Consider the following 12,800-nt stretch of genomic DNA (forward strand, 5'->3'; position numbering starts at 1 on the left):
CTCAAAAATATCTCAAGATGAATACCCAAGTTTTTTTATACGATGGAGAATGTGCTTTTTGCTCCAACCTCGCGCTCAAATTACAAACTCTCAATCTTGATCCCAAAATCAGATTTCGTTCCTTTCGGGATTTTTCGGAAAAAGAATTAAAAGAAATCCATCCGACTCTGAACATCGCAGCGGTGAAAGGAAACGTTCAGATGATCGCAAACGGAAGAAGATACCCTGGATTTTTTGCGGTTCGAAAACTCAGCCATTCCCTCAGAGGATACCGCTTCCTAGCCCCGCTTCTTTATCTTCCCTTGATTCCGATTTTCGGAATGATCGGAATGAATCTTTTAAAGTCTCTGAAAAGCCGTTAGACCTTCGTAAAACACAAGCCTCGCGTCGAGAGCGAGCCGATTTCCTTCCATCACTCGGTTTCGTTTTTCATCCGTGTCAGCGACAACCTCGATCAAACGAAAGAGTTTTTCCGCGTGGGATTCGTCGGCGTCCAGATTGACTTGGAAGAATTTTCCTTCGGGCAAAAAGGTCCTCTCTTTCAGATTCCGATAAGACTTAAGCATTCTAGAATATTCTAATTTCAGCAAGTATTCGTTCGCGGGACCGAGCGCGCCCAGTGCGAAATAAAAATCGGTCGTGGTGATCTTTTGCATCAAATCCAGATAGGATTTCGTTTCGGGAAGTTTATGTTCGTTTTGAACGACTTCCCCCATGTCCGAAAGAAATTTCTTTAAGATATAAACGTGAGAATCCTCCGCTTTCCCTTCCCCCAATTCTTCCCAAATATTCCGAACCAGTACGATCTTTGCTTCCACGGAATCGCTGATCGCGGCCGTGTTCAAAAACCAGTTTACGAAATCCACGCTTACGAAGTATTCCTGACGAAGCCAAAGAAGAAGATCTTCCTTTTCCATTCTACTTTCTTTTTTTTCCAACCATCGGTTGGAAGTCAGAACCGGATGATTGCGAACCGATTCTTCCAAAAAATTTCGAAAGGATACGGAAGTTTGCGCGGGAATTACGGTCTGCATAAAATATCCGATTCTATTTTTGGCTCAGGGAAGTTCCGATTTTCTTTTTGGAATATAAAAATCGATCTGTCTCAAAATCCAAACGAGCTATTTGTAAAATCTCTTGAAACAAGGTTTTTTCGTCCCCTAGGCTATGACGATAACAAATCGGAAAGGTGGAATAAAACGGAGACAAACCGGGAGTAAGATTGATCTCAAGAAAAAAAGGATTTCCCGACGAATCGAGTTTCCAATCCAGCCTCGCGGGCCCGGAAGTCCCCAGAGATTCGCAGAGTAATAGACTTTGTTCCTGAAGGAATATTTCCAAATCCTTCGGGCAATCAAAAACGAGAGTTTCCGGCATTACACTTTTGGATTTCGTTTTTTCCCCGTAGACCTCTTCCACTTTCAAATCGTCCCGGAGAACCAATCTCCCCGCGAAACCGACCCGATAACCCACGACAGCGGAACCCATTACGGAAATTGTATATTCAATTCCTGTTAAGTATTCTTCCACGAGATAGGGGAAAAAATCCTCCGGTTTCAGAGACAACTTAAAACGCAGATCCTTTTCGTCGAAAACGATACTTTCCTCCCCGATTCCGAGACTGGAACCTTCTCCGGAAGGTTTTAAAAATCCGGGAAAGGAAAATCCTTTCGGAACTACAAAGTTTAATTTCGGACAAGCTGAAAAACCTTTCGACTCGAAAGAACTCTCCTTGGAACCGATCGAAAACCTTTTCGGCAAAACGGAACTCTCCGCGGAGCGTATTAAAAATCCCGGCGCAATCGGGACGCCGATCGATTGAGCGAAAATCCTGGTTTGATTCTTATCCAAGGATAAATTTTGACAATACGCGTCGGAACCGGTATGCGGAAAACCGAATAACTCCGCCGTCGCCGGAATCAGGGATTCCCTATTTCTGGAACGAAAACCTTCCATCAGATGAAAGAGCACCGGACGTTCGGGAAAATCCAGTTCGCAATAACGTTTTAGTTTTTCCAAAAGTTCTTCCGGGGTTCCGATCAACTCCGGCCTTTCTCCGACTTCGCTTAACAATTCTAAGATCGAGTTCACGGACCTTGCGGATTCCCATTCCTGTTTGTAGATTTCCGGAAACTCTCCTTCGAACTCGTGTAGATCGGCGTAAATAAGAACGGTCGGAGTCGGATCAATCATCGAATTTTTTCCCCTTGACCCCGTAACCGTTCGAAAGAATTTTTTTCCAGGTCTCCAATGAAATTTCCGGATAAAATTCTTCCATCGCGGAATCGGGAGGTTCCGGACTTAGGTGATAGGTTCCGCGTAACGCGGATCTGAATACGTGCGTCCTTTCCGGCTTGTAAAAACCTAAGTACCAGTCCGGAGTCAACGTGATCTTACCTCCGCCGCCGGGAAGATCGTTCACAAACTGAGGAATTCCCATTCCTCCGATCTTTCCCCTCATAAATTCTATGATCTCGATTCCCTTTGCGAGCGGAGTCCTAAAACCCCTGGAACCCGGAATCAGTTCGGGATCGTACATGTAATAGGCGCGAATCCGCAACTCCAACAGTTTTTTATGAAGTTCTAACATAGTTTCTCCGGAATCGTTGATCCCTTTCAGGAGAACGCATTGATTTCCGACGCTCACTCCCGCCTTGAGAAGTTTTAAGACCGCTTCCTTGGCCGCGGGAGTGCATTCTTTCGCGTGATTGAACTGAGTGTTGCAGAAGACGGACAGCCGGTCGGTGTTATGTGATTCTATAATATTACAAAGTTCTGATGTGATCCGAAACGGAAGAGTGACCGGATTTCGAGTGCCGAGTCTGCAGATCTTTACGTGTTCTATTTTTTCCAATTGCTCCAAAATCCAATCGACCTTGGAATCGCTTAGATTCAGCGGATCTCCCCCCGATAATACGACATCGGTCACTTCCGGGCGCGATTTTACGTATTCAAAACAGGCTTCCAAATCTTCCGTGAACATCCTTTCCTTGGAATCGGAAACCTTACGGCCTCTCATACAATGTCTGCAATAAACCGAACATTCGTGATTGGTAAAAAGAAGAACACGATCCGGATACATGTGAGTCAATCCCTTGACCGGAGACAATCGTTCTTCGTGCAAAGGATCGGGAGATTCTTCGGGAGAAAAAACGGATTCGGCTTCCCTCGGAAGGATCATCCTTCGGATCGGACAATTTGCGTCTTCCGGGTCCGCAATGGAAATATAATACGGCGTCGCGGAAACGTTCAGTCGAATCGTGTTTTCAATTCCGATGATTTCGCTTTCCGTTAAATCGAAATAACGTCCGAGCTCGAAACCTCTCACCCGATTTTGAAGCTGCGCCTTATAATCGGTCCAATCGAAGGAAGAAAACAACTCGGACCGATTTGCAAAACTTTCTGCCTTGGATTTTTGTGCGAATGAGTGCGGGTCCGAATTCTTCATAAAAGTTCTTCCTATTTTCTCCGAGTCGGAGGAAAATCAAGCAAAGGGAAAAAGAAAATGCCAAAAGGATCGTTTTCAAAAAACTGTCCTTTGATGGCCGACTTTTCAGGCGACTCTCTTAGAGCGCTCGCATTCGACGTGGACGGAACCCTGTTTTCGTCCGAAGGAATCATACTCGAAGTCTATCGCGACTCGATTCGAAATTTTTCCAAAACCTCCGGGGTCGAGGTCGAACTTCCGACCAAGGATCGGCTTATGTTGGAAATCGGAAAGCCCGTCAAAACCATTTTCCGAAATCTTCTTCCCCAACTGAACGAAACACAAAGAGACGTCATTTCCGACGACGTGCTTCGTTTTCTCTGCGAGAGGATCAAAAACGGAGAAGGAGAATTGTACCCTTTCGTAAAAGAAACGATCGAATCTCTTTCTCAAAAAGGATTTCGCATCTTAGCCGCTTCCAACGGACGAAAACCCTACATCGAAACCATTTTGGAAGTCGCGGGAGTTCTTTCCTGCTTTGATCCGATTCTCGTTTTAGACAACGAACGGATCAAAACCAAGGGAGAAATTTTGAAAGAATACAGAAAACTCTACGATCTCGAACCCGAGAAAATTCTCATGATCGGAGACCGACTTTCCGACCACGAAGCCGCTCGTCAAAACGGTTGTCCTTTCGCGTTCTGCTCGTACGGACACGCGCCTGCCGGAGAAATTCCCGACTTCGAGTGGGAACTCAAAAACCTCTCGGATCTGAACCGGGTCCTCCGATTTTTGCCTGCATAGAATCCCCTTTCTTTCCGAAAATGAGAGTGTGCCGGATTCCGAAAAAAGAAAAAATCTCATCTTCATTCTCACCGGAGTAATTTTTACACTAGTACTTTTGGATAAAAGTACAGGCGCCGGTTTTTCCCTTTCCGGAGCCGGATTTCAAGGATTTAGAAACGTAGGAAAGATGAGTCCGGAATCACCTTCCGCTCAGAGAGGAAATCTCAATCACAAAGAGATCATGGATCAGGCGGAAGACGAAATCTTAGAAGAACTTCTCCGAAACGGAGACGTTCAAACTTCCTCCGACAACTCAAACCCCGTCGAAGAAGATCTAAACGAAGACAATCTCGTTCCCGTTCTGGAACCTCCCGTTCCATCCTTCGAAAACAAATCCTCCGCTACTCCCATCCCTACGAATAAGGGGGAATTGTCTTTGTATTTCTTAAAGTTTTACGGCAAGGGGAGCAAGAGTCATTCCAGACTTGTAAAGGTCCTACGACTTTCCAAGGGCGGCGACAGGGTCAAACTCATCCTAAATTCTCTGATCGTGGGGCCCGTTTCTCAGGAAAAAGAAAAAGGAATCCTGAATTCCATTCCGCAAAACCTACACTATGACGAAGATTATAGAATCGAAGAAGGAATTCTCAAACTTTCCCTGAGTAACGACCTGGAAAGAGGAGCAGGCCCTGAAATCCTAAAAGACAGAATCGACCAACTTACCTACAGCCTCATGGAAAATCTTCCGATCGTCGGCGTTCAACTTAGGATCAACGGCAAATTCGTACGTTCACTCGGCGGCGAAGGAATGCCTTTGCCCTCTCTTCTGACAAAAAACCCTAGAAAGATCGTCGTTTTTTAATCGTCAAACAACGAGTACAAACAAAGTCGCAGGAACGGAATTATAAATCCTGATTGTTTAAACAGAACCGTTTCTAAAATGGGGAAGTTGATCCCTTGCAAAACGTATGAGATTCTCACTGGGAAATAATCAAAAAATCAAACTACTCGCTAGGAGAGTTTTTTTCAATCCGTTCCCGGACGATTATCTAAGAGTTTATCAACCGGATGTTCGAAGAGCCACGGTCAGCTATTTCTTTTTTTGTATCGGAATCAGTTTTCTTTCGGCCTTGGTTCCGGACGGCGCATCCATTCTCGGAAAAGAAAATCGAATTCTAATTTATTCGCGTTTAACGGTCGTTCTTTTATCCGCTTTCTTCGCATTTCTACTTATAAAATGGCGACCTTTTTTCCGCAGAAGAATCGAAAGATACAGTATTCTTTCTTCGGGAGCGATCGTGTTTTCCATTCTCCCTTACGTCTTTTTGGATTCGGAAAGAATGGAACTTTACTTTCATTTTTATACGACCTTAGTCGTGAGCGGAAACATTCTCCTTTGGTTGACCGGAACGACCGCGGTCATTTTCAACGCACTCTTCTACTTTTCCCTGGTTTTATGTACGACTCTGACCGGAAGCGCCCATGTGTTACAACACGACTTCGCGAACGTACTCATCTATCTGTTTACGGGAGTTTTCGGAAACCTTCTCATTAATTTTTGGAGAGTGATGGATCACCGAGCCAAGAAAAAACTCGAGAAAGCGGTGAGCAAACTCAGAGATAAGAACATTCAGATCGAAAAGATTTCAAAGGTGGACGAACTCACCGGACTTTACAATCGAAGATATTTGATCGAACAGTTCGAACTCTTTCTCAAAAGAGCGCAACGTTATCGATTCTCTCTTGCGATGATCATCTTGGATATGGATTATCTGAAAGAGATCAACGACTCTTACGGACATTTGGCCGGAGATTCGTCGCTCCGTACCATCTCGGAAGTAATGAAACAAAGGGTGAGAGCGACCGATATCTGTTCCAGAATCGGTGGGGACGAATTTTGTATTCTTCTGGATGCGATCAAAAAGGAAGACCTCGCTCAACTTTGCGAAAAGTTAAGGATCGAAGTCGCCGAAAAGGAATTATCCTACCGAACCAAAAACGGAAGTCCCGTTAAAATTTCGGTTTCCATCGGGGCCTGCATCTTCGGCCCGACGGAAGAATTCAGCTTCGACGATATTTATCATTCCATCGATTCGGCTCTTTACGAATCGAAGAAAAAAGGAAGAAACCGAGTTTCCTTTATCGAACCGATTCGTTACTTTTCAAAAGGGAATCGGGGAACTACGGCTGCTTCTTAGGAACGGGGAGTTCGTAGTGAAACGTAATTTCACAGTAAGCGCCCTCGTCTATGTACTTCGTATTCACGGCTTCCATAAAAAATAATCTGTTTTTTTGTTCGGGTTCCAGTTCCTCGAGTTTGCGCGCGGCGATGGATTTTGCGGCTGTGCAGGAAGTATTCTTCATTTTGAATAGATCGTTTTCCTCCACGGAAGCCGAAGAGGCTCCTCCGATCGAGACGAGTTTGTATTTGTGAGGACCTAAGGTTTCCACGGTCACTCCCGTATCGATATGAATCCTTTCTTTGACTTGTTTCGTGCAGGCCGCAAGTGCGATTAACAACACAAGAATACAATTTAAAATTCTTATCATATTAAAGTTCCTTTTTCCCCTGTTTCGGAGGCTCTTACTTTTCAATATATTCAATTTTTATAAAATAAAACCCTGAAAAACCAAATACCAATCGTCGCTCCATCAAAAACCTCTTTTAAACCGGATCGACGACCGGTTCGTTCTTGTAACGATCGTAGTTATAAAGAAGATCCCTTCGTCTCGGAACAAATCCTCCTTCCTTTAAAAACTTAATCGCTTCTTTTTCGGTCTTGAGTCCGTAAGATCGCAAAACGTTTTCTTCTATGACCACGGATGAGATATCGTCCGCGCCGCTCGTGAGAGCCAATTGCCCGACTCCTTTTCCGAGAACCATCACCGAAGTTTCGATATGTCGGATGTTATCCAAGAAAATTCTGCAAATTCCGAGAACTTTCAAATATTCCTGAGTGGCAACCGCACGGACCTTGAATCGTTTGGTCTGGGGTTGAAAGGTCCAAGGTATAAAAGATAAAAATCCTCCGGTTCGATCTTGGAGATTTCGCACAACGTTTAAATGTTCGATGACTTCTTCCTGGGTTTCTTCGGAGCCGAATACGATGTTGGCGCTTCCGAGAAGTCCCGCTTCGTGACAGGTTTCCATCGCGCGCACCCATTCTTCCGTGGTCGCTTTTTTGGGAGAGATGATGTTTCGCATCCGATCGGTCAAAATTTCCGCTCCCGCTCCCGGAACGGAATCGAGTCCCGCTTGTTTGAGAATGTTAAGAACTTCTTTGAGTGGAAGTCCCGTGATCTTTTCCAAGTTGATGATTTCCACCGGGGAGAAAGCGCGGATGTGCATATCCGGATATTTTTTTTTCACGGAAGATATTACGCCTATGTAATAATCAAACGGAAGATCGGGATTAACTCCCCCTTGCAAAAACATCTGATCCGCCCCTTCTCCGACCGCATAATCCATCTTTTCTAAAATGTCTTCCGAGGAAAGAACGTAACCCTTGCCGTTCCCGATCTCGTCCATGAAAGAACAGAAACTACATTCTACGTTGCAATAGTTCGTGTAATTTACGACTCGAAACATCGTGTAACTCGCGTACTGGTGAGGGAGAATTTTTTCCCGGAGCGTCCGGGCCGTTGCCATAATCTTGAGATGATCCCCTTCCCGATAGAGCGTCAGAGCTTCTTCGGGAGAAATCCGATTCCCGTCCAAGGCTTTTTCTAAAATCCGATCCGCGGGTTGAGATGAAAAGATAGAGGCCACGTTTACTCCTTATGATAAAACGAAATTTAAAAGTCCGCCCTTCAATCATTCAACGGATTCCGAATTTTGCACCCTCTTTTTAACGTAAGTTCCGTATAACCGATGTGAAAGCGATTGAAGGTGGAAACTCAGCAAAACACTCCCTATAGGTCGTGTTTTAAGATCAACAAATTGGAACGACGAAAGAAAACCGTTTTTCGGATGATCCTTCAATTTGTTGACCAGAGCCGAAAGCGCGGTCCAACCCAAAAAACTAAGTGGCAACGCTCGACTGATCGTATCAGGGTTAGATTCGCCCCATCTTTCTCAGATCGAATTCACGTTTTTAGGGATAGATCGGCATCAAAGAGTTAACCTATCCAAGTACAAATTTCCCTTCGAAGAAAACGACGATTTCTAAAAGAGACTTTGTCTCAACGTATTAGGGGGTCAGCATTTTAGAGGTCAGTGGATAGATATCAGGATTTAGTGGATAGGGATTAGAAGGAAATACTACTGTGAAACTTGAGTTCATTCGTAAAATCTAGGAACTCCTAGAACCGAATCGCTCGCACTGGAAACGTAAAGGCCTTTGTTCTGAAAATTCCTCGACAGGGGAAATCTCGATTCCTACGCTGTAAATCATTCACCAATTCACAAGAAAGGGTAACTCATCCATATGGCAATTTCACAAATCGCCTTTCATCTGATTTTCACAGTCTTATTCGTAATCGCGAATGTTGTTTTTATCCGTGCGATTTTATATCGCCTCCGATTGATTTTCAGCGCAAGAAAAGCCGCCGGGACGGAAAACTTTTTGGAAAACCCAAATTGGGTGTTCCGAATCAACAGCTTCATTCAAAACGTACTTCTCCAAAAGAAGAATTTCCAAGAACCTCTTCGCGGAATTATGCACGCGTTTATCTTTTACGGTTTCGTCGTGTATACCATTCACACCACGAGCCAGATGGTCGCGGGTCTTGTAGGTTATGGAATGGACGATCCTTATAAATTCTCTCTGATCGGTTTCTTATTCGGAGAAAAGACGGGACATCTCTACGAGTCCGTCGTTCAAGTCGTTTCCATTCTTGTTTTAATCGGTCTCGGTTTTTTTGCCTGGAGGAGATGGATTCAAAAAGCGAAAGGCCTGGACGTTCATTCTCCCGCTTCCGCCATCGTAATCGGAATGATTTCGATCCTGATGATCTCCACTCTTTTGGGAGAAGGTGCAAAAGCGGTCGGATCCGTTTACGACAGTCCTACGGAAAACGCCTCTTTGTTAGCGGCGGGAATCGGTGCGATCTGGAAATCGACCGGCGTGGAATATTCCACAGCGGACGTAGTCGTTCAGATCATGTGGTGGGTTCATATCCTTTCCGTATTTTCATTTATGCTCTACGTTCCCACTTCCAAACACGCGCACTTGATCTTCGCGCCTTTTAACTACTTTCTTCAATCCGATACTCCCAAGGGAGCGCTTTCCAAGCTCAATTTAGAAGATGAGAATGTAGTTTGGGGTGTAAACAGAGTCGAAGACTTTCCTTGGCCGAATCTGCTCGACGGGATGTCTTGTATCGAATGCGGTCGCTGTCAAGTTCAGTGCCCTGCAAACAGAACCGGAAAAGTTCTGAACCCGAAAGCAATCATCGCCGATCTTAAACACGCGCTTCTGGATAAAATGCCGGAAGTCGCAAAGATTAGAGCGGAAGAAACCGACGGGGCGATAGCTGCCGAAAAAGTAGCGGCTTTGGATACCGGAGTGATCAACAGCTACGAAGGTCTTTCCGAAGAGGCGCTTTGGGGTTGTACAACTTGTTACGCTTGTGTGGAAGCCTGCCCAGTCGGAAACAACCAAGTCAACGCGATCATGGAAATGAGAAGGCATTTGGTTCTTGCGGAATCCAAGTTTCCCGTGGAACTTCAAAACGCATTCGTAAACATGGAAAACAACTCGAACCCTTGGGGAGTCGGGGCTCATACGAGAGCCGATTGGTCGGAAGGCCTTGGCGTAAAAACGATGGCGGAGGATTCCAACGTAGACGTTCTCTACTGGGTCGGATGCGCGGGAGCTTTCGACGAAAGAAACAAGAGTATCGCTAAGTCTTTTGTAAAAATTCTACAGAAGGCCGACGTGAAGTTCGGGATCCTCGGAACCGAAGAAAACTGTTCCGGTGATTCTGCGAGACGCGGCGGTAACGAATATCTCTACCAAACTCTGGCGCAGACAAACGTGGATACGATGAACGGATACAACGTCAAAAAAGTTGTAACCGCTTGTCCACACTGTTACAACACAATTAAAAACGAATATCCTCAGTTCGGCGGAAATTTCGAAGTGGTCCACCACTCCGAGTTTATCAACGACCTCGTGAAAGAGAAAAAACTGGACGTTAAAACCGCAGAAGACGCTTCTTCCGGTAAATACACCTATCACGATTCCTGCTACATCGGCCGTTACAACGACAACTATGAAAACCCGAGAGACGTGGTTAAGAAAGTTGCCGGTGGAAAACTTGCCGAGCCGTCCGATCATCACTCAAAAGGTCTCTGCTGCGGAGCCGGTGGCGCGCAGATGTGGATGGAAGAACAAAACAACGACCGTGTCAACGTCAAAAGAACCAAACAACTTCTGGATACGGGAGCGACCACAATCGCAACCGCTTGTCCTTTCTGCGTAACCATGATCACCGACGGGGTAAAACACGAAGGTAAGATCGAAGAGGTAAAAGTGAAAGACATCGCGGAGTTGGTTGCGGAAAATCTTCAGTAACGAATTCTAATTTAGGATTATCTAAAATAGATCGTCGACGTGGATTGCGAAAGTCCGCCTCTACGATCTATCTAAAAGCCGGATGAACCCGGCTTTTTGTTTTTTAGATTCGACAAAAAATAGATTTTTCAAAATCCTGATTCGTTTTCGTTTTACAAAAAAGAGCATTCTAAAATTATAATATTCCTTCAATCCACTTTCTGATAAACGCCTATACAAAAGTTTTTAAAACCTACCATTAGAGTTCTAAGTCAGTAAAAAAGATTCCAGACAATAGAACATTACGAAAATCGTTCCAACGAAAAACCCGACTGCAAAAGACGAGCTAATGCAGTCGGGGTTTCAAAAGTAAGTCTCACAATTCAAATAAGAATGTGGAATAACGAACAAACGAGAACCTTAAGGCGTACACAAAGACGGAGCCACCAGATAGGAGTCATCCAAATGAACATTGGTCAAACTATTCTCGTTATAAATGTCTGCAAACATTGCGGGATTGGAAATTTCAACCGTAGGAGGCTTATGATCCCAGGTATTATTCTTTGCAAACAAATCGGGTAACCAATTGTTTTCGATTAGATTCGGAGTTACAACTATATCATACATTGCATTGCAATAGAGCCAATTTTGTCCGACACTTTTTCTAATACCACCGCCTAAATCCAACTTAGAATCAAAAGTACGAATTCCATAGTAATTGTTGTTGATCCAATTGTTTTCCACACGACTAGTCAAAAGTGCAATCCCTTCATAAATTCCGACTGCGTTATACGTTATAATATTATCCGCAATCGTATGATTTCCGCCTGCGTCTCTAGAATAAATGTAAACTCCGTTTCCTCCAGCAAGGTTGTTTGTCAGCGTATTTTTTCTGACTGTCGCCTCGTTCACATTACGCAACAAAACGGCTTCAGCCACTGAATTTTGAATTGGATTGGTTATTTTAAATCCCCCAATGACGGAATTATTTCCTAAAACGAAAGTAGGATAGAAGACAGTTGATGTTAAATTCGCCCCACCCTGAACAAACGTGGGTCCAGGATTACCGTACGTTCCCGAACCTGAATAGTAGGAATACATCCCGCCAGTGTTTCCTTTACTCTGTTCGTCGCCGAGTATCGTCACACCGTCTGCAATTTTAATCGGAAACACTTCGCCTAACGCCGCATTATACGCTCCCGCGGCAACCAAGATACCATCCCCGCTTACCGCTAAAGACGCGGCTTTCGTAATGGTTTTAAAAGGAAGAGAAGGTGTGATTCCAGTATTAGAATCACTCCCATGCAATGCGTCGACGTAATACGTAATACCGGAAAATACAATCGCAGACGACCTCTGAAGATTATTTGTAAGATCCAACGAAGTTTTACCAGAAAGTAACGAAAGCAAAGTGGAGACGTCTTGTCCCCCATTGCCTTGTTCCGCACATCCACCTAATAATAGTAAGGCGATAATCCAAATATCGAAGACTTGTTTCATTTTTTTTTCCTTATCAAGAGAGCGGAGTATAAAATAAAATTACAAATTTGTCAACACAATTCTAATAAAAACAAATATAGCTCCTAAATAAACGTATTTAACTTATAAAATTCTTTTATTAGGTCCCTATAATCAGGTTTTCAGGATTTAAGACATGAATCTAACGTTCTAACAAATTGCTTTGAATGCAAAACGAATGATAGTCTATACATTAGAGTTGTTGAAAAATTCAATAGCCGCAATTAACAAAACTGCTTCAATTGTCCATTTCAATGGAACAGAAACAAATGGAGAATTAATTTTTCAACAACTCTATTCTATCTGCATCCGAAGCGCTTGCAAAATTTTATGGGCAACGATTACTTCGAGAACGCAAATCAACATAAGGAATGTTGGATGAGACTTCGGAACGTATATCTTTATTCGTTAAAAGAAATTTCGATTCGAACAGAATGAACAAGTCTACAATTTTTTGAAACAGACTGAGCTTTGAAAATTATCAAAATTCCAAAACGGCGACCAAACCCCGATCGTTAAAAAGTTCGAAATTGGCTCGGATTTGTTTGGAAAGAATCTGAATCAAAGTGAAA

Annotated in this window: 11 protein-coding genes and 1 pseudogene; 5 read left to right on the forward strand and 7 right to left on the reverse strand. The window is 44.0% G+C overall.

Annotated elements, in window-relative coordinates; all coding sequences use genetic code 11:
• Positions 1–17: 17 nt before the first annotated feature.
• The gene (locus tag LEP1GSC194_RS07340) at positions 18–362 is read left to right on the forward strand and encodes a DCC1-like thiol-disulfide oxidoreductase family protein (RefSeq protein ID WP_020773016.1); all 345 of its coding nucleotides are present in this window, start codon (positions 18–20) and stop codon (positions 360–362) included.
• Here the strand turns inward: LEP1GSC194_RS07340 and LEP1GSC194_RS07345 are convergent.
• Genes LEP1GSC194_RS07345 through LEP1GSC194_RS07355 form a run of 3 tightly spaced genes read right to left on the reverse strand, consistent with a single transcriptional unit; the run spans position 339 to position 3,448 of the window.
• A complete protein-coding gene (locus tag LEP1GSC194_RS07345) occupies positions 339–1,034 on the reverse strand; it encodes an iron-containing redox enzyme family protein (RefSeq protein WP_020773012.1) in 696 nt (231 codons plus the stop codon). The two genes, LEP1GSC194_RS07340 and LEP1GSC194_RS07345, sit on opposite strands and share 24 nt — an antisense overlap.
• A gap of 13 nt (positions 1,035–1,047) precedes the next feature.
• Entirely contained in the window at positions 1,048–2,193 is a 1,146-nt protein-coding gene (locus tag LEP1GSC194_RS07350; RefSeq protein WP_020772965.1) for a D-alanine--D-alanine ligase family protein, read from the reverse strand.
• Entirely contained in the window at positions 2,186–3,448 is a 1,263-nt protein-coding gene (locus tag LEP1GSC194_RS07355; protein ID WP_020773004.1) for a KamA family radical SAM protein, read from the reverse strand. Before LEP1GSC194_RS07355 ends, LEP1GSC194_RS07350 begins: the two co-directional genes overlap by 8 nt.
• A gap of 93 nt (positions 3,449–3,541) precedes the next feature.
• On the opposite strand from LEP1GSC194_RS07355, the gene LEP1GSC194_RS07360 reads away from it, so the two are divergent.
• The 3 genes from LEP1GSC194_RS07360 (at position 3,542) to LEP1GSC194_RS07370 (ending at position 6,411) form a co-directional block, all read left to right on the forward strand.
• Positions 3,542–4,231: an HAD family hydrolase gene (locus tag LEP1GSC194_RS07360; protein ID WP_036041708.1), complete on the forward strand. Its 690-nt coding sequence runs from the start codon at positions 3,542–3,544 to the stop codon at positions 4,229–4,231.
• Between the two features lie 28 nt (positions 4,232–4,259).
• Positions 4,260–5,075 (forward strand): GerMN domain-containing protein, encoded by an 816-nt coding sequence (locus LEP1GSC194_RS07365; RefSeq protein WP_020772986.1) that lies wholly within the window; start codon positions 4,260–4,262, stop codon positions 5,073–5,075.
• Between the two features lie 106 nt (positions 5,076–5,181).
• Entirely contained in the window at positions 5,182–6,411 is a 1,230-nt protein-coding gene (locus LEP1GSC194_RS07370; RefSeq protein WP_020772989.1) for a GGDEF domain-containing protein, read from the forward strand.
• Here LEP1GSC194_RS07370 and LEP1GSC194_RS07375 read toward each other — a convergent pair.
• Together LEP1GSC194_RS07375 and mqnC are read right to left on the reverse strand one after the other, a co-directional pair.
• Complete coding sequence (locus tag LEP1GSC194_RS07375; RefSeq protein WP_020773014.1) at positions 6,395–6,763, reverse strand: LIC11299 family lipoprotein; 369 nt, start codon at positions 6,761–6,763, stop codon at positions 6,395–6,397. The genes LEP1GSC194_RS07370 and LEP1GSC194_RS07375 overlap by 17 nt on opposite strands.
• A gap of 115 nt (positions 6,764–6,878) precedes the next feature.
• Positions 6,879–7,982, reverse strand: a complete 1,104-nt coding sequence (gene mqnC / locus LEP1GSC194_RS07380; RefSeq protein WP_020772979.1) for a cyclic dehypoxanthinyl futalosine synthase — start codon at positions 7,980–7,982, stop codon at positions 6,879–6,881.
• 658 nt (positions 7,983–8,640) lie between these two features.
• Between mqnC and LEP1GSC194_RS07390 the strand changes: the two genes are divergently transcribed.
• Positions 8,641–10,731: a (Fe-S)-binding protein gene (locus LEP1GSC194_RS07390; RefSeq protein ID WP_020772994.1), complete on the forward strand. Its 2,091-nt coding sequence runs from the start codon at positions 8,641–8,643 to the stop codon at positions 10,729–10,731.
• Positions 10,732–11,130: 399 nt separating this feature from the next.
• Here the strand turns inward: LEP1GSC194_RS07390 and LEP1GSC194_RS07395 are convergent, their stop codons facing one another.
• Positions 11,131–12,210 (reverse strand): LIC10774 family surface protein, encoded by a 1,080-nt coding sequence (locus tag LEP1GSC194_RS07395; RefSeq protein WP_020772998.1) that lies wholly within the window; start codon positions 12,208–12,210, stop codon positions 11,131–11,133.
• Between the two features lie 499 nt (positions 12,211–12,709).
• A pseudogene (locus LEP1GSC194_RS22195) lies at positions 12,710–12,800 on the reverse strand (sensor histidine kinase); the annotation flags it as partial.

This window comes from Leptospira alstonii serovar Sichuan str. 79601 (assembly GCF_000347175.1).
GTDB lineage: Bacteria > Spirochaetota > Leptospiria > Leptospirales > Leptospiraceae > Leptospira > Leptospira alstonii.